Annotated in this window: 10 protein-coding genes; 6 read left to right on the top strand and 4 right to left on the bottom strand. The window is 74.9% G+C overall.

What is annotated here, in order from left to right:
• Positions 1-36: 36 nt before the first annotated feature.
• Positions 37-999, bottom strand: a complete 963-nt coding sequence (gene galE / locus Sdia_RS27800) for a UDP-glucose 4-epimerase GalE (protein WP_100457828.1) — start codon at positions 997-999, stop codon at positions 37-39.
• A 185-nt stretch (positions 1,000-1,184) separates the two neighbouring features.
• On the opposite strand from galE, the gene Sdia_RS27795 reads away from it, so the two are divergent.
• From Sdia_RS27795 to Sdia_RS27770, 6 genes are all read left to right on the top strand, one after another.
• Positions 1,185-2,414 carry an acyltransferase family protein gene (locus tag Sdia_RS27795; RefSeq protein WP_189401121.1) on the top strand — a complete coding sequence of 410 codons (1,230 nt, stop codon included), beginning with the start codon at positions 1,185-1,187 and terminating at the stop codon, positions 2,412-2,414.
• Between the two features lie 10 nt (positions 2,415-2,424).
• On the top strand, positions 2,425-3,180 hold the full coding sequence (locus Sdia_RS27790) for a methyltransferase domain-containing protein (RefSeq protein WP_115067930.1): 756 nt from the start codon (positions 2,425-2,427) through the stop codon (positions 3,178-3,180).
• 136 nt (positions 3,181-3,316) lie between these two features.
• Positions 3,317-4,129 carry a TylF/MycF/NovP-related O-methyltransferase gene (locus Sdia_RS27785; RefSeq protein WP_100457804.1) on the top strand — a complete coding sequence of 271 codons (813 nt, stop codon included), beginning with the start codon at positions 3,317-3,319 and terminating at the stop codon, positions 4,127-4,129.
• 228 nt (positions 4,130-4,357) lie between these two features.
• Positions 4,358-7,939 carry a bifunctional glycosyltransferase/CDP-glycerol:glycerophosphate glycerophosphotransferase gene (locus Sdia_RS27780; protein WP_100457803.1) on the top strand — a complete coding sequence of 1,194 codons (3,582 nt, stop codon included), beginning with the start codon at positions 4,358-4,360 and terminating at the stop codon, positions 7,937-7,939.
• On the top strand, positions 7,936-10,845 hold the full coding sequence (locus Sdia_RS27775; RefSeq protein ID WP_115067931.1) for a bifunctional glycosyltransferase/CDP-glycerol:glycerophosphate glycerophosphotransferase: 2,910 nt from the start codon (positions 7,936-7,938) through the stop codon (positions 10,843-10,845). Before Sdia_RS27780 ends, Sdia_RS27775 begins: the two co-directional genes overlap by 4 nt.
• Positions 10,842-12,035, top strand: coding sequence for a glycosyltransferase (locus Sdia_RS27770; protein ID WP_115067932.1), 1,194 nt, complete (start codon positions 10,842-10,844; stop codon positions 12,033-12,035). The genes Sdia_RS27775 and Sdia_RS27770 overlap by 4 nt, the downstream gene beginning before the upstream one ends.
• On the opposite strand, the gene Sdia_RS27765 is transcribed toward Sdia_RS27770, so the two are convergent.
• The 3 genes from Sdia_RS27765 to Sdia_RS27755 form a co-directional block, all read right to left on the bottom strand.
• Positions 12,032-14,188, bottom strand: a complete 2,157-nt coding sequence (locus Sdia_RS27765; RefSeq protein WP_115067933.1) for a bifunctional glycosyltransferase/CDP-glycerol:glycerophosphate glycerophosphotransferase — start codon at positions 14,186-14,188, stop codon at positions 12,032-12,034. The genes Sdia_RS27770 and Sdia_RS27765 overlap by 4 nt on opposite strands.
• 186 nt (positions 14,189-14,374) lie before the next feature.
• Complete coding sequence (locus Sdia_RS27760; RefSeq protein WP_229830201.1) at positions 14,375-15,298, bottom strand: carbohydrate ABC transporter permease; 924 nt, start codon at positions 15,296-15,298, stop codon at positions 14,375-14,377.
• The gene (locus Sdia_RS27755; protein ID WP_100457799.1) at positions 15,295-16,623 is read right to left on the bottom strand and encodes a carbohydrate ABC transporter permease; all 1,329 of its coding nucleotides are present in this window, start codon (positions 16,621-16,623) and stop codon (positions 15,295-15,297) included. Before Sdia_RS27755 ends, Sdia_RS27760 begins: the two co-directional genes overlap by 4 nt.
• Between the last annotated feature and the right edge of the window lies 1 nt (position 16,624).

Genomic DNA, 16,624 nt, shown 5'->3' with positions numbered 1-16,624 from the left:
GCAGCGCGCCCTCGTGGCGCTCCGCCCGGCCGGGGCCTACCGGCCCGGCCACCCCGCCCAGGCCGAGGCCACCATGTCGCGCGGTGTCAGGCGGGCCCGCCAGCCGAGGGCCTCGGCGGCGCGTTCGGCGGAGGCGACGACACGGGCCGGGTCGCCGGGGCGGCGGGGGGTGACGACCGGGGGGATGTCCTTGCCGGTGACCTCGTTGATGAGGTCGATCAGCTCGCGGACCGAGACGCCCCGGCCGCTGCCGACGTTGACGGTGAGGTCCTCGCCGGGGGTGGCGGCGGTCAGGGCGTGGGCGGCGGCGACGTGGGCCTCGGCGAGGTCGACGACGTGGATGTAGTCGCGGACGCAGGTGCCGTCCTCGGTCGGGTAGTCGTCGCCGAAGATCTGCGGGGGCACGCCGTCGGTGAGGCGCTCGAAGACCATCGGCACGATGTTGAAGACGCCGGTGTCGGCCAGGCCGGGGGCGCCCGCGCCCGCCACGTTGAAGTAGCGCAGGCAGGCGGTGCGCAGGCCGTGGGCGTGGCCCGTGGCACGCACCAGCCACTCGCCGGCCAGCTTCGTCTCGCCGTAGGGGCTCATCGGCGCACACGGCGTGGACTCGGTGACGAGGTCGACGTCGGTCATGCCGTAGACGGCGGCCGAGGAGGAGAGGACGAAGGAGTCGACGCCCGCGGCGACGGTGGCGGCGAGCAGGACGCGCAGACCCTCGACGTTGTCGTGGTAGTAGCGCAGGGGGACCGAGACCGACTCGCCGACCTGCTTCTTCGCGGCGAGGTGGATGACGCCGGTGATGGCGTGGTCGGCGAAGACCTTGTCCAGCAGCGGCCGGTCCAGGATCGTGCCGCGCACCAGTGTGGCGGAGCCGGGGAGGCGGCTCTCGACGCCGGTGGAGAGGTCGTCGAGGACCACGGCGTCCTCGCCCGCCTCGTCCAGGGCGCGGACTACGTGCGCGCCGATGTATCCGGCGCCGCCAGTGATCAGCCAGGTCATGGTCACCTGTTTCGTCGTGTGCCGGGCCGCTCGTCGTACGGGGGTGCGCGGGGCGGGCCCCGGGCGGCCGTGTGACCCGACCGTATCCCCGCCGGGTGCCCGGATGCCGCCAGCCGGGGCCTATCGTCGTCCGGCGCGCGGCGGAGCTTCGACAGTACGTGACGGCGGAACTACCTTCGGTCGCGATGTCTGCCCTCGCCCCCACCCCCGCGTCCCCCGCCCCGGCCACGCACGGGCGCCCGCCGGACCCGCTCGTTCCGGGCGGCCGGGTGGACGCGCTGACCGGGCTGCGCTTCCTCGCCGCGCTCGCCGTGTTCGCCCACCACTTCACCGGGCTCGGTGGGCCGGACAGCGGGGTCGCGCGGGTCCCCGCGTTCTTCCCGTACACCACGATGGGGGTGCACGGGGTGGGGTTCTTCTTCGTGCTGTCCGGCTTCCTGCTGGCCTGGGGGTACCGGCCGGGCACCTCCGCGCGGCTGTTCTACTGGCGGCGCGCCGGGCGGATCTGGCCCGCCCACCTCGCCGCCGGCCTGCTCGCGCTGGTGCTGCTGTTCTGGTGGGGCGGGCGTGCCACCGACACCTTCTCGGTGCTGGCCTCCCTCCTCCTCGTGCAGACCTGGTTCCCCGGGGTGACCCCGACCCTGCCGGGCAACAGCGTCGCCTGGACCCTCAGCGTCGAACTCTTCTTCTACGCCCTCTTCCCGCTGCTCGTCCGGGGCGCGCTGGCCCTGCGCACCCGCACCCTCCTCGCGGTCTCCGGTGCCTCGCTGGCCGTCATGGCCGCCGTCAACCTGTGGCTGCTGACCCACCTCTCCGGAGCGGCCACCGAGTGGGTGATGCGCCACCCGCTGGCCCGCCTGCCGGAGTTCGGCCTCGGCCTGGTCGCCGCGCTCGCCCTGCGGCGGGGCGCGCGTCCCGCGGCGCGGGCCTGGCCGGTGGCGGTCGCGCTGGCCGCGTACACGGTGGCGTACACCCGGCGCGGCGAGTGGGCGGGGGAGGGGACGGTGCTGCTGGAGGCGACGGTGCGGCCGGTGGTGGCGCTGCTCGCGGTGGGCCTGGTGGTGGCCTGCGTGGTGCGGGCCACCGGGGACGGGGCCCGTGGTGAGGGATGGCTGGCCTCGCCGGCGCTGGTCCGGCTCGGCCTGTGGTCGTACGCCTTCTACCTGCTGCACCAGACGCTCAACCACGCCATCACCGACCGGTGGGGACACCAGCCGGCCGGGGGTGCCGCGTTCTTCACCATGATCGGTACGGCGGTGGTGGCGACGGCGCTGGCCGGGGCGCTCCACCACGGGCTGGAGGAGCCCGCCCGGCGGTGGTGGGCGGCGCGTCCGCCACGCTGGGTGACGGGCCGCGGTGACCTGGGGCGGGGTCGGGCGTTGTTCCTCCCACACAGGAGCGGGGGGCGTTCTTGAGGAGTCACACATGCACCGATCGGCGTACGAGCAGATGCGACTCTGCGTCTCGGCCTATCTCCCCACCGGCCGCCGCGTCAGCGTGGTCGACCTCGGCTCCCGCGTCTCGGACGGGCAGAAACGGACCCACCGGGCGCTGCTGGAGGGGCACGACGTGGCGTACACCGGTGTCGACGTGCGCCCCGGCGCCAACGTCGACCGGGTGATGAAGGCCCCGTACCGGCTGCCCGTCAGGTCCGCCAGCGCCGACGTGGTCCTGTCCGGGCAGGCCTTCGAGCACATCCCGTTCTTCTGGGCGTCGATGCTGGAGATCGCCCGCGTCCTCAGGCCCGGCGGCCTCGCCTTCGTCACCGCCCCCTCGCGCGGACACGCCCACGACGCCCAGGACTGCTGGCGGTACTACCCCGACGGCTTCCGCGCGCTGGCCGCCTACTGCCGGCTCGACCTGCTCGAGGCGTACACCGACTTCCCGCCCGCCGACGGCATCCGGCACGCCTACGGCGCGATCGACGCCAAGCACGCCTACTGGGGCGACTCCGTCGGAGTCTTCCAGAAACCCCACGACCACCCGCGGCTGACCATGGCCTTCGTCCGCGCCACCACCCTGTGGTGGGCCAACCGCGTCGGCGGTGTGGAAGGCGTGCCGCTGCCGGCGCCGCTGCCCGGCCGCGCGTACTGCGGACGCCCCGCCGGGAGCGTGCCGGTGCCCGCGCCCGGCGCCGAGCCCGGCCCGGCGAAGACCGGCCGGCCGGGCTCCGGCGGCTGAGGGGGCCGCACGAGGCGGCGGCCGGCCCCCGGGACACGCCGGGGGGCCGGCCGCCGCCCTGGTACGTAAGCCGCGTATCAACGCCCAGTTGACGATGCGTGACATCCAGGACAAGGCGTGCGTACTGTCAGGCGGCATGGCATGGAAGAACACGGTGAACTCCGTCCTCAAGCAGCTCACCGGATACCAGCTCACCCGCGCCGCGGTCCCGGCCCCCCGCGTCGCCCCCGCCCCCGCCGCCGTGGCCGCGCCGCGGCCCAGGCCGAAGAAGCTCCACCTCCCCGAGGACTACGACGAGGAGGCCAAGGAGATCGTCCGCGCCGTCAAGCCGTGGACCATGACCTCCCCGGAGCGGCTCAACGCCTTCATCCTCGCCACCCGGTACGTGGTGCGGCACCGGATCCCCGGCGCCGTCGTGGAGTGCGGGGTCTGGCGCGGCGGCTCGATGCAGGCGTGCGCCAAGACCCTGCTGAGCCTGGACGCGGCCGACCGCGACCTGTACCTCTTCGACACCTTCGAGGGGATGCCGCCGCCCACCGAGGAGGACCTGCGCCGCGACGGCCGCTCCGCCGAGGAACTGCTCGCCGCCCAGGGCAAGGACCGCCCCATCTGGGCCGTCGCCTCCCTCGACGACGTGCAGGCCGGCTTCGCCCAGGTGCCGTACCCGAGGGAGCGGCTCCACTACGTGCAGGGCCTGGTCGAGAAGACCGTGCCCGCGGAGGCGCCCGAGCAGATCGCCGTCCTCCGCCTCGACACCGACTGGTACGCCTCCACCCGGCACGAGCTGGAACAGCTCTACCCCCGGCTGGTCTCCGGCGGCGTCCTGCTCATCGACGACTACGGCTACTGGCAGGGCTCCCGCCGCGCCGTCGACGAGTTCATGGAGGCCACCGGCGAGCGGCTGCTGCTGCTGCGCATGGACGAGGGCCGCATCGCGGTCAAGCCCTGACGCGCCGGGGCGACCGCGCAGCGCCCGGCCGCCCCGGCCCCGTCACCCGAACGGACCTGTCCGGGTGACCTGTGCCGGGGTGTCCGGTTGTTAACCCGTAGAGGGTGCCCGGCAGATCCTGTGCGGTGTCCGTGGCGCCCGGCACAGGAGCTGCCGGGCACCCTCCGGGCCCCGGCGGGACGCCTTCCCCCCGTCACCCCCGCTCCCCGGAAGGATCGTGCGCCGCGCATGACACCCCGACTCACCGTCGTCGTCCCCGTCTACAACGTCGAGGAGTACCTCGACGCCTGCCTCGCCTCACTGGGCCGGCAGACGATGCGGGACCTGGAGGTCGTCATGGTCGACGACGGTTCGACGGACTCCAGCGCACGGATCGCCCGCGTCCACGCCGACCGGGACTCCCGGTTCCGCCTCGTCCAGCAGGAGAACGCCGGCCTCGGCGCCGCCCGCAACACCGGCGTCCGGCACGCGCGGGGCGACCACCTCGCCTTCGTCGACAGCGACGACGTCATCCCCGACGACGCCTACGCGCTGATGCTGGACACCCTGGAGCGCAGCGGCTCCGACTTCGTCACCGGCAACGTCCACCGGCTGAAGACCGACGGCACCACCGAGCAGTCCCCGATGTTCCGCCGGGCCATGTCCACCACCCGGCTCACCACCCACGTCCTGCGTGACTGGGACCTGCTCGGCGACCGCATCGCCTGCAACAAGGTCTTCCGCAGGGACTTCTGGGACAAGCACGACCTGGCCTTCCCCGAGGGCGTCCTCTTCGAGGACATCCCCGTCATCGTGCCCGCGCACTTCCTCGCCGGCAGCGTCGACGTGCTCAGCGACACCGTCTACTTCTGGCGCGACCGGCACGGCTCCATCAGCAACAAGCGCGCCAACCGCCGCGCCGTCCACGACCGCACCGCCGCGGTCACCACCGCCAGCACCTTCCTCGGCCGCCGCCTCGCCGAAGCCGCCGGAACCCCCTTCGAGGGCGACTGGGCGGAGGCGAAGCGCCGCTACGACCAGTCCGTCCTCGCCGGTGACCTCTGGATGTTCATGGAGGCCCTGCCCGAGGGCGACGACGACTACCACCAGGCCTTCCTCGACCACGCCAACGCCTTCGCCGACCACGCCGCCCCGGCCGCCCTCGCCGCCCTCCCCCTCCACCTGCGTGCCAAGTGGGCCCTCATCCGGCGCCGCCGCCTGCCCGAACTCCTCGACCTGATGGCCTTCGTCCGCGCCAACCCGGACGCCTTCCAGGTCCGCGGACTGGCCCGCCGTCGCGCCGCCTACCCCGTCACCCGCACCCCGCTGCCCGCCCCCGCGACCCGGCTGCGCCCCCGCGACCTGCCGCTGATCGCCCGGGTCACCCGCGCCCACTGGGAGGACGGCAGGCTCCACCTCACCGGCTACGCCTATGTCCGCAACCTGCCCCCCGGCCGGCTGCAGGCCCGCGGCAAGGCGCTGTGGCTGCGCGCGGGCCGCCACCGGGTCGTCCCGCTGAGGGTCCGCCCGGTCCGCTCCCGCGAGGCCACCTACAGCTCCCGGCAGGCCCTGCACCGCTACGACCGGGCCGGGTTCACCACCGTCATCGACCCGGCCCGGCTCTCCACCGGCCGCCCCAGCACCACCTGGAAGCTGGAGATGGCCGCCGTCGGCGGGCTGCTGCCGCGCACCGGCCCCGTCCGGATGGCCGGCCTCGACGGGCTGCCGGTGCACTACCTCGGCGAGTTCCGCCGGGTCGGGGCCACCCTCAGCGCCGGACGGCTGCGGCTGCGCGCCGAGAACGTGCCCTCGCGCCTGGTCTCCCACCAGGCCGCGCCCACCCGCGACGGCAGCCTCCGCCTCGTCGGCCGTCTGGCGGCCGCCCCGCCCACCGGCGCGGAGGCGTGGGCCGGGCTGCGCGCCACCAACTGGTACACCAAGGAGACCCTCGACCTGCCGATCAGCCTCGACGGCAGGAGCTTCACCGCCGACCTGCCGCCGGCCGCGCTCGCCGAGGGCGCCGAACCCGTCGAGGACGCCGGTGCCGTCCGCCGCCCCCAGCCCTGGGGCGTCTCGCTGTTCCGCGCCGACGGCACCGCGAGCCCCGTCGCCGTCCACCCCGACATCGAGTCCGGCCGCTACCCCCTCGGCGAGGGCCGCGAACTGCTGGTCAGCGCCAACTCGGCGGGCAACCTCGAACTCCGCGACCAGCCCGTGCGCCCCATCGCCACCGAGCTGACCTGGCCCCCGAGCGGCCCCCTCACCCTCGCCGGGAGCTTCCCCGCCGCCGACGACGGCCCGCGTGAACTCGTCCTCGTCCACGGCACCCACGGCGAGGAGACCGTCCTCGACGCCCACCGCGACGGGGCGCGCTTCAGTGCCACCCTCACCCCCGAGGCCGTCCACGGGCCCGGCGGCACCCTGCCGCTCGCCGAGGGCAACTGGTCGATGTTCCTGCGCCACCCCGGCGAGAGCGACCCCGCCCTGTACACCCCGGTGCACATCGCGCCCGCCCTGCACACCGGGCTGCCGCTCGCCCGTCACCTCGGCGGCCGCGAGTTCCTGGTCGAACGCCGCCACTACGACCGGCTCCAGCTCCACTCCGGTTCCTCGCTGCCCCCCGCCGACCGTGGCCGCACCCAGCAGAGGGCGCTGCGCGCCGCGTACACCGTGCAGCGGGAGCGGGGCCCGCTGCGCGACGCCGTGCTCTACAGCAGCTTCGACGGCCGCCAGTACTCCGACTCGCCGCGCGCCGTGCACCAGGAACTGGCCGCCCGCGACACCTCCCTCACCCATCTGTGGACCGTCCGCGACCAGCAGGTCGACCTGCCGCCGGGCCTCACCCCCGTCGCCCTGTGGAGCGCCGAGTGGTACGAGGCGCTCGCCCGCTCGCGGCACATCGTGACCAACACCCAACTGCCCGAGTGGTTCGAGCGGGCCGAGGGCCAGCACGTCGTACAGACCTGGCACGGCACCCCGCTCAAGCGCATCGGCCGGGACCTGGCCGGCTCGCCCGCCGCCGACCCGCGGTACATCGCCGCCCTGCCGCACCGCAGCGCCCAGTGGTCGCTGCTGGTCTCGCCGAACCGGTTCTCCACCCCGATCCTGCGCCACGCCTTCGGCTACACCGGGCCCGTCCTGGAGTCCGGCTACCCGCGCAACGACCTGCTGTTCGGCCCGGACCGCGCCGAGCGCGCCGCCGAGGTCCGCGCCCGCCTCGGCATCCCCGCGGACCGCACCGTCGTCCTCTACGCGCCGACCTGGCGCGAGGACCGCCCCAAGCGCGGCGGCCGGTACGCCCTGGACCTCCCCCTCGACCCGGCCCGGGCCGCCGCCGAACTCGGCGACAGCCACCTGCTGCTGGTGCGCCGCCACTACCTGGTCGGCGGCTCCGTCCCCGGCGGCGACGACGTGCGCGACGTCAGCCGGTACCCCGACGTCGCCGACCTCCTCCTCGTCAGTGACGTCCTGGTCACCGACTACTCCTCGCTGATGTTCGACTTCGCCCAGACCGGCCGCCCCATGCTCTTCCACACCTGGGATCTCGACCACTACCGCGACACCCTGCGAGGCTTCTACTTCGACTTCGAGTCCAGCGCGCCCGGCCCGCTCCTCACCGACGCCGAGGAGGTCATCGCGGCGCTGCGCGACCCGAAGGCCGCGACCGCCGGGCACCGTGAGGCGTACGACGCCTTCCGCGCCCGGTTCTGCGACCTGGACGACGGCACCGCCGCCGCCCACGTCGTCGACGCCCTGCTGGCCGCCACCCCGCACGCCTCGGCCGGCCGATCCGCCACCCGCACCGCCGCGTTCACCGGGGAGCCCGCATGACCACCGACCCGCACCCCGCGCCCGCCGACACCCCCGACCTCAGCGTCGTCGTCCCGGCCGACGCCGGCCCCGAGGCCCTGCGCGCCTCCGCCGCCTCGGTCCTGGAGCAGACCCTGCGGCACACCGAGGCCGTCCTCGTCGATCCCGGCCGCGACAGCGCCACCACCCGCGCCGCCGCCGCCCTCGCCGAGCGCCACCCCGGGCGCGTCCGGCACGTCACCGCCGCCCGCGGCGCCGACCTGCGGGACACCGGGGCCGACCACGCCCGGGGCACCTGGGTCACCTTCCTCGGCCCCGGCGAACGCCTCCAGAAGGACGCCGGGCGCAACCTCCTCGCCGCCGCCCTGCGCACCGGCGCCGACCTCGTCGCCGGCACCTGGACCCGGCTGCCCGCCCCCGGCGAGAAGCTGCCGCGCGGCGCCGAACAGGCCGAGCCCGCCTGGCAGCGGCCGCTGCACGCCCGCACCCGCACCGTCGGCAGCCTCACCGACGCCCCCGGCCTCGTCGTCCACGACTCCCTCGTCACCGGCTGCTGCGTCCGCCGCTCGCTGCTCGGCCCGGACGCCCGGCCCCCGGTGCGCCACGAGGAGGCCCCGCCCGTCGGCGACCTGCTCTTCGGCGTCCGCGCCGCCCTCGCCGCCCGTACCGTCACCCTGATCCCCAACATCATCACCACGCACCGGGCCGCCCCGGACCCGGCCGCCGACGCCCCCGCCCGGATCGCCGCCGCCGCCCGCGCCGCCCGTCTGCTCGCCCGGCACGGCCACCCGGGACTGGCCGCCGCCCGTGAACGCGCCCTGCTCACCGACCACGTGCTGCCCTGTGCCGCCGCCCTGCTGCGGATGGACCGCGACGCCCGCGCCCGCACCGCCGAACGGGTCGCGCCGCTGCTCGCCCCGCACCTGAGCGCCGACGCCCTCGCCCCGCTCGACCCCGTCGCCCGGGCCTGCCTCCGGCTGCTCGCCGACGGCGACGCCGACGGCGCCCGCGACGCCGCCTACGCGCTGGCCAACCCGGGCACCGTCGTCTCCCCGCTCACCGAGCACGCCGGACGCGTCCACTGGCGGCCCGGCGGCGGGACGGCGGACCCCGCGGCCGACCCGCTCGACGTCACCGAACTCGGCCTCCAGTACCGCCCCTTCTCCCAGCTCGACCTGCTCAACACCGTCACCCGCGCCACCCGAGTCCAGGGCCGCCTGCTGCTGGTCGGCCGGCTCGTGCTGCCGGCCCACGCCCTGCCCGACCGGCCCGAGGTGACCGCCACCCTCGTCCTGACCTGCCGCGACCAGCCCGGCCGGCGGCTGGTCCTGCCGGCGGACGACATCCGGTACGCCAAGGACGCCCTGGTCTGGCGGGCCTGCGCCGACCTCACCCGGCTGCTCGGCGCGCGCGGCGTCGGCGACCGCGTCTGGGACCCCGCCCTGACCGTCACCGCGGGCGGCGAGACGCTGACCACCCCGCTGTTCGCCGAACCGGAGACCGTCAGGCCCGCCGGCGCCCTCCGGGCCCGCCCCCGCCTCGGCCGCCTCACCGGCGACACCTGGCAGCCCTACGTCACCGCCCACCACCGGCTCGCCGTCTGCCTGCTGGGCCGCCGCAGGCCCGCCCGCCTCGCCGAGAAGGTCCTCCACTACGCGACCCACTTCCGGCCCGCCCGCGCCCTGCGCCGCCGCCTCGCCGCCGTCGCCGCCCGCCGCAGACGCCTCGCCGGACAGGCCGTCAAGGCCCGCGTCTACCGCACCCTGCTGCTGCGCCTGCCGGTCCGCAAGGGCCAGGTCGTCTACGAGGCCCACATGGGCAAGCAGTACGGCGACAGCCCCCGAGCGATCCACGAGGAGGCGACGCGCCGGGGTCTGCCGCTGCGGCCCGTCTGGTCGTACGCCGACGGGCCGGACGGGTTCCCCGGCGACGCCCGGCTGGTGCGGCGCTGGTCCTGGCCCTACCTGTGGGCGCTGGCCCGCGCCCAGTACTGGGTCGACAACCAGGGCTTCCCGCACGCCCTCGACAAGCCCCGGCACACCACGTACCTCCAGACCTGGCACGGCAGCGCCTACAAGCGGATGGGGTTCGACGAGGCGCGGGTCAAGACGCAGAACGACCCGCAGCGGCGCCGCCTCCAGCGCGCCGTCGACCGCTTCGACCACTTCCTGATCCGCGCCCCGCACGACGCCGACACCCTCGGCCGCGCCTACCGCCTCGACCCGGACAAGCTGCTGCCCACCGGCTACCCGCGCAACGACCGGCTCGTCGCCGCCCGCGAGCAGCACGCGCCCCGGCCGCCGCTCGCCGCCGCCCTCGGCATCCCCGACGACCGCGAGGTCGTCCTGTACGCGCCGACCTTCCGCGGCGGCCCCGGCCACAAGGACGCCGAACTGCCGCTGGACGTACGCCGGTTCGCCGAGGAGTTCGGGTCCACCCACGTCCTGCTGGTGCGCAGCCACTACATGGAGCGGGCCGCCCTGCCCGCCACCGAGCCCGGCACCGTCCACGACGTCTCCGGCCACCACGACGTCAGCGAACTGCTCCAGCTCGCCGACGTCCTGGTCACCGACTACTCCTCCATCATGTTCGACTACGCCCTCCTCGACCGGCCGCTCATCCACTTCGCCCCCGACCTCGACGCCTACACGGCTGACCGGGGCAGCTACTTCGACCTGCGCGAACGTGCCGGCGGGCCGGTCGTCGACACCCAGGACGAACTCCACGAGGTGCTCGCCCGACTCGACGAGGCCGACCCGCACTGGCAGGCCGCCCGGGCCCGGTTCGCCGAGGAGTTCGGTGCCTACGACACGGGCGGCGCCGCGGCGGCCGTCGTCGACACCCTCTTCGCCGCCCACACCCCCCGGCGCCGCCCCAGGCCCTGCCCGGCCACGCGGCGGCGCCCCGCAGAGAGGACCGGCACATGACCGCGCCCGCCGCACGGAAGAGCCCCGCCGCGCCCGCCGCCGAGGCCGCGCCCCGGGAGATCTACCTCATCGGCAACACCGTGGACGAACTCGGCGGCGTCACCGCCTGGACCCACCAGATGGCCCGCCTCTTCCGCCGCCACGGCCACCCGGTGCACGTCATCGGCGTCCACGAGGCCGCGCTGAAACTGACGCTGCCCGGCCCGCCGGACTACCCGGTCACCGCGCTCTACCCGAGCCATCCGCCGACCGCCCGCCCCCTCGTCGGACGCCGCCGCCTCAGCCCCGCCGCCCGGCTGCGCGAGCGGCGCCGCCTCGCCGCGAAGGCGGCCGCGGTCGACCGGCTCTCGGGCATCCTCGGCCAGGCCGCCCCCGGCGCCGTCGCCGTCGTCACCCAGGTCTGGCCGATGGAGTGGCTGCGCCAGGCCGACACCTCCCGGGTGCGGCTGATCGGCATGAGCCACGAGTCGTACGCGTACACCCGCGCCTGCCACCGCTACCGCTGGGTCAAGGAGAACTATCCGCACGTCGACCGGTGGCTGGTGCTCACCCAGGAGGACGCCGACGACTGGATCACCCTCGACTCCATGCAGAACGTCGGCGCCATGCCCAACGCCCTCGCCCACCTGCCCGCGACACCCTCGCCGCGCACCGGGCGCAACGTCGTCAGCATCGGGCGGCTCGCCGACCAGAAGGGCGTCGACATGCTCCTCGACACCTGGGCCCTGGTCGCCCCGCACCGGCCCGAGTGGCGGCTGCGCGTCTACGGGGCCGGGGAGGACGAGACGGCGCTGAAGAACCAGTGCACCAGTCTCGGGCTGGACACCTCCGTGGAGTGGATGGGGCGCACCGACGACGTGCCGGCCGCGCTCGCCGAGGGCTCCGTCTTCGTCCAGTCCTCACGTGGTGAGGGGTTCCCGCTGGCCCTGATGGAGGCGATGGCCTCCGGGGTGCCCTGCGCCGCCTTCGACTGCGCGCCCGGGGTCCGGGAGATCGTCCGAGACGGGGAGGACGGGCTGCTGGCCCCGCCCGGCGACCTCGACTCCCTCGCCGACCGGCTGCTCCGGCTGACCGGTGAGAAGGAACTGCGCGACACCATGGGGGACCGGGCCCGCGTCAACGTGCAGCGGTTCTCCGAGGCCCACGTCCTCGAACAGTGGGAAGCCCTCTTCCGCCTCCTCGACCGCTAGGGGGCAGGCGGCTCCTCGCCGAGGAAGACGTGGCGGACGACCCGCTCCGCGGCCCGGCCGTCGTCCCACGGGCAGAAACGCGCGCGGAAGGCGGCCCGCCGGGCGGCGGAGCCGGGGCCCGCCCACGTGCCGGAGGCGAAGATCTCGGTCAGGTCGTCCTCGTCGTGGGCGACCGGGCCCGGTGGGCAGCCGCGCAGGTCGACGGTGAGCCCCCGGGCCGCCTCGAACGCCGCCCAGTCGTCCGCGTGCAGCACGATGGGCCGGTCCAGGACCGCGTACTCCACCATCAGGGACGAGAAGTCGGTGAGCAGCGCGTCGGAGGCGAGGCAGAGGCGCTCCACCGAGGGGTGGTCGCTGACGTCGACCAGGCGGGCGGCGGGCGGGGCGTCCGGCGGACAGAGGGGCGCACCGCAGCGCGGGTGCGCACGGGCCAGGATCACGAAGCGCGGCCCGAGCCGCCGCAGCATCCGGGCCAGGTCCAGCGACTGGTGCGGGCCCGTGCGGTGGTCCCGGTAGGTCGGCGCGTACAGCAAGGCCGTCACCCCCGCGTCGAGCCCGAGCGTCGCGCGGACGCGCTCGCGTTCGGCCGGGTCGGGGCGGTGGAAGGCGTCGGCACGCGGATGCCCGTACTCCAGCACGGAGTACGGGGCGGGGAAGGCCCGCTCCCAGGTGAGGGTGGTGTGCCGGTTGCCGGAGAGGGCGTGGTCCCACTGGTCGGCGGCGGCCACCACCCGCCGCAGGTCGGTGGTCCCGGCCGCCGGGCGGTCCAGCACCTCCGCGCCGACCCGCTTGAGCGGCGTGCCCCGGCCGGTCTGCACGACGCGCTGGCCGCGCCTGCGGACGTACCCGGGCTCCGGCTCGCCGTCGGTCACCAGGTACCGCGCGCGGGCCAGCGCCGTGAGGTACGCCGCGCTGCCCGGCACCACCCCACGGGTGGCCGTCGGCAGGGTGTGCCGGTGCTCGGGCCGGGTGATCCAGAAGCTCCGCAGGCCGGGCACCAGATCCCGGGCGGCCCGCTCCAGGGCGGCCGGGTGGTGGGTGTAGCCGTGGCCGTCGCCCGCTCCGAAGAGGGCGTCCCGCTCCCGCAGCGGCAGGCACCGCTGGAGCCGGTAGTGCAGGCGTAGGCCGGACCTCCGGGCGCGGGCCCTGACGGCGCGGGCGGTGCGGCGGGCCCGGCCCGAGGCGCGGGCGGCCAGCCGCAGCGCCCCGAAGGCCCGGTGGCTGCCGTGCCGCACCAGCGCGTGCCGGAGCCGGTCACGCGGGCTCAGCGGCGGCAGCGGAGTGCGGTGCAGCCGGTACTGGTCGCGCGCCCGGTGCAGGAAGGCGGCCCGCTCCGCGGCGGGCAGCCGGCCCGGCCTGGTGTAGACGGCGGTGAAGTGGTCGACCATGCGGCGGAAGACCACCGGCCGCCACCGCGCCAGCTCCGGCCGCGCGTCGAGGAAGGCGAAGACCCGGTCGTACTGGTCGAAGACGTCGAAGTGCCGGAGGCTGACGGTGCCGAGGATGGAGCCCTGCCGCCGCTGCCGGTAGTGGAGGAGGACCCGGTCGAGCACCGCGATGGACTCGGCACTCATCAGCGCGGGGAAGGTCCACGGGGTGTCCTCGTAGTAGCCCGGGGGGAAGGTGAGCCCGGTGCGCTCGACGAAGTCCCGGCGGTACGCCTTGTTCCAGACCACCATCAGCAGGCGCAGCAGGCCGGGCCGTTCGGCGAGGGTGAAGACCTGCGGGTCGCCCTCGCGGAGTTCGGCGGCGAGCTGGTTGCGGACGATCCGGCCCGACAGGTAGGTGCGGGCGTAGTCGAAGACGACGATCTCGGGGCTGTCGGTCTCCTTGATCCGGTCCGAGAGGGTGTGCAGCGCGTCCGGGGTGAGGGTGTCGTCGCCGTCGAGGAAGAGGACGTACTCCCCGGTGGCCCGCTCCAGGCCGGTGTTGCGCGCCCGGCCCAGCCCGCCGTTCCGCGGCAGGTGGACCGGCACCACCCGGGGGTCGCGCGCCGCGTACGCGTCGATCAGCTCCCCGCAGCCGTCCGGCGAGCAGTCGTCCACGGCGATCACCTCGAGGTCGCCGAAGGACTGGCCGAGCACCGAGTCCAGGCAGGCGCCGAGGTACGCCTCCACACGATGGGCGGGCACGATGACACTGAACCTGGGCACGGCACATCCGGAGGTCGACGCGGTTCGGGGCGGGGCTTACCGCCCCAGAACGCGCGCGCCGGTGTGACGGTTACGCGGAATGCGGCATCCGGGGGACACGCCGGGGTGACGGACAGGTGCGCGAAGGACGGCGGGGCCGCCCGGTGCTGCCACCGGACGACCCCGCCAACGCCACCCGTGACGGGCCTACTTGACCGCCCCCGACATCAGGCCGGAGACGAACTGCCGCTGGAAGGCGAAGAAGACCGCCAGCGGGATGATCATCGACAGGAACGCCCCGGGGGCGAGGATGTCGATGTTGTTGCCGAACTGGCGTACCTGCTGCTGGAGCGCGACCGTCACCGGCGGGCTGTCCGAGTCGGCGAAGACCAGCGCCACCAGCATGTCGTTCCACACCCACAGGAACTGGAAGATGCCGAGCGAGGCGATGGCAGGGCCGCCCAGCGGCAGCACCACCCGGGTGAAGAGCCGCACCTCGCCCGCGCCGTCCAGCCGGGCCGCCTCCATCAGTTCCTTCGGGATCTGGGCGAAGAAGTTCCGCATCAGGAAGACCGCGAACGGCAGGCCGAACGCCACGTGGAAGAGGACCACCCCGGCCGTCGTCTCGAAGAGGCCGACCCAGCCGAACAGCTCCGACACCGGCACCAGCGCCACCTGCACCGGTACCGCCAGCAGTGCCACCACCAGGACGAACCACCAGTCGCGGCCCGGGAACTCCAGCCACGCGAAGGCGTACCCGGCGAGTGAGCCGATCACGATGACCAGCACCGTCGCCGGGACGGTGATCGCCACCGTGGAGAGCAGCGAACCGGTGATCGCCCCGTCCTCCAGCACGCCCCGGTAGTTCTCCAGGGTCAGCTGCGCCGGGGCGGTGAACACCGTCCACCAGCCGCTCTCCGCGATGTCTCCGGGGGCCCGGAGCGAGGAGAGCAGCAGGCCGACCGTCGGCATCAGCCAGAACAGGCCGACCACCACCAGGGCGAACTGCACCAGGCCGCCGCTCAGCCGGGCCGCGAGCCGCGACCCGGGCGAAGGCCGCCGGGGGCCCGTCGGCCGGCTCGGCGCCGCCTCGTCCGGCTCCGGCCGGGCCGCCGTCGTCGACGCGCTCATCGCCGTGCCTCCTTCCGCAGCCGCCGCACATTGGTCACCATCATCGGCACCACCAGCAGGAAGAGCAGCACCGCGATGGCGCTCGCCACTCCCAGGTCCCGGTCGCCGAAGGCCGAGTCGTAGAGCTGGACCGCCAGCACGTTGGCGTCGTCCCGGGAGGAGCCCGGGGCGATCACCACGATGAGGTCGAAGATCTTCAGCACGTTGATCATCAACGTCACCAGCACCACCCCCAGCACCGGTGCCAGCATCGGCACCGTGATCCGCCGGAAGACCTGCCACTCGTTGGCCCCGTCGATCCGCGCCGCCTCCAGCAGCTCCCGCGGCACGCCCGCGAGGCCGGCCGCGATCAGCACCATGGCGAACCCGGCCCACATCCACACGTACGCGCTGATCACCGACAGGGTCACCAGCGTCGGGCCGAGCCAGTCCACGCCGTTGTACGGCTCCCGGAAGTTGTCCGCCGGGAAGCGCAACTGCGCCCCGTCGGCCTCGGCGGGCAGGGCGAACGTGCCGTCGGGCCCCGCCCGGGTCTCGGCGACCACCCGGCCGTCCTTGACCGCCTCCACCCGGATGCCCGGATAGCCCAGCTCCTTCGGGTCGACCACCGACGGGGTGCCGCCGCCGCCCCGGGTGAAGTCCTGCCAGGCGGTGCCCGTCACCTGCCCCGGGTCGGCCTTCGCCTCGGCGGCCGGGGCCGCGTCCTCGGGCATCTTGTCGGGGGCCACGCCGACCAGCGGCAGCAGCACCGGTTCACCGGCGCGGACCGGCTCCCGGGTGGTGAAGGAGCCGCCCTCGCTCTTCTCCAGCGGTGACTCCGGGCCCGGGTGCGCCTTCGGGAAGGCGGAGGACTCGTTGAAGGTGTCGTGGACCGCGACCCACGCCGCGTTGGCGACGCCGCGGTCCGGGTCCTGCTCGTAGACCAGCCGGAAGATGATGCCGGAGGCCAGCATGGAGATGGCCATCGGCATGAAGACGACCAGCTTGAACGCCGTGCCCCAGCGGACCCGCTCGGTCAGCACCGCGAAGACCAGGCCGAGCGCCGTGGCGACGGTCGGCGCCAGCACCACCCAGATCAGGTTGTTGGCCAGCGCGGTGCGGATGGAGTCGTCGGTGAACAGGGTGGCGTAGTTGTCCACGCCGACGAACGACTCACCGGCCTTGTCCAGCAGGCTGCGCACCATCGAGTACCCGATCGGGTACACCACCAGCGCCCCCAGCAGCACCAGCGCCGGGAGCAGGAACAGCGCGGGTGTCCAGCGGCGCCGCTTGCGGGCCGGGGGCGGCGGGGTCACCGCCGCCCCGGGCTTCGTCCCGTCCGCCATC

The sequence above is a fragment of the Streptomyces diastaticus subsp. diastaticus genome, assembly GCF_011170125.1.
Classification (GTDB): Bacteria; Actinomycetota; Actinomycetes; order Streptomycetales; family Streptomycetaceae; genus Streptomyces; species Streptomyces diastaticus.
The sequence above is the reverse complement of the archived record's forward strand: the minus strand, read 5'-3'. Positions and strand labels throughout refer to the sequence as shown.

Bases quoted from the DNA above. Each gene is read 5' to 3' on its own strand.
- galE (WP_100457828.1), bottom strand. From the start codon at position 999: ATGACCTGGCTGATCACTGGCGGCGCCGGATACATCGGCGCGCACGTA.
- Sdia_RS27795 (WP_189401121.1), top strand. From the start codon at position 1,185: ATGTCTGCCCTCGCCCCCACCCCCGCGTCCCCCGCCCCGGCCACGCAC.
- Sdia_RS27790 (WP_115067930.1), top strand. From the start codon at position 2,425: ATGCACCGATCGGCGTACGAGCAGATGCGACTCTGCGTCTCGGCCTAT.
- Sdia_RS27785 (WP_100457804.1), top strand. From the start codon at position 3,317: ATGGCATGGAAGAACACGGTGAACTCCGTCCTCAAGCAGCTCACCGGA.
- Sdia_RS27780 (WP_100457803.1), top strand. From the start codon at position 4,358: ATGACACCCCGACTCACCGTCGTCGTCCCCGTCTACAACGTCGAGGAG.
- Sdia_RS27775 (WP_115067931.1), top strand. From the start codon at position 7,936: ATGACCACCGACCCGCACCCCGCGCCCGCCGACACCCCCGACCTCAGC.
- Sdia_RS27770 (WP_115067932.1), top strand. From the start codon at position 10,842: ATGACCGCGCCCGCCGCACGGAAGAGCCCCGCCGCGCCCGCCGCCGAG.
- Sdia_RS27760 (WP_229830201.1), bottom strand. From the start codon at position 15,298: ATGAGCGCGTCGACGACGGCGGCCCGGCCGGAGCCGGACGAGGCGGCG.
- Sdia_RS27755 (WP_100457799.1), bottom strand. From the start codon at position 16,623: ATGGCGGACGGGACGAAGCCCGGGGCGGCGGTGACCCCGCCGCCCCCG.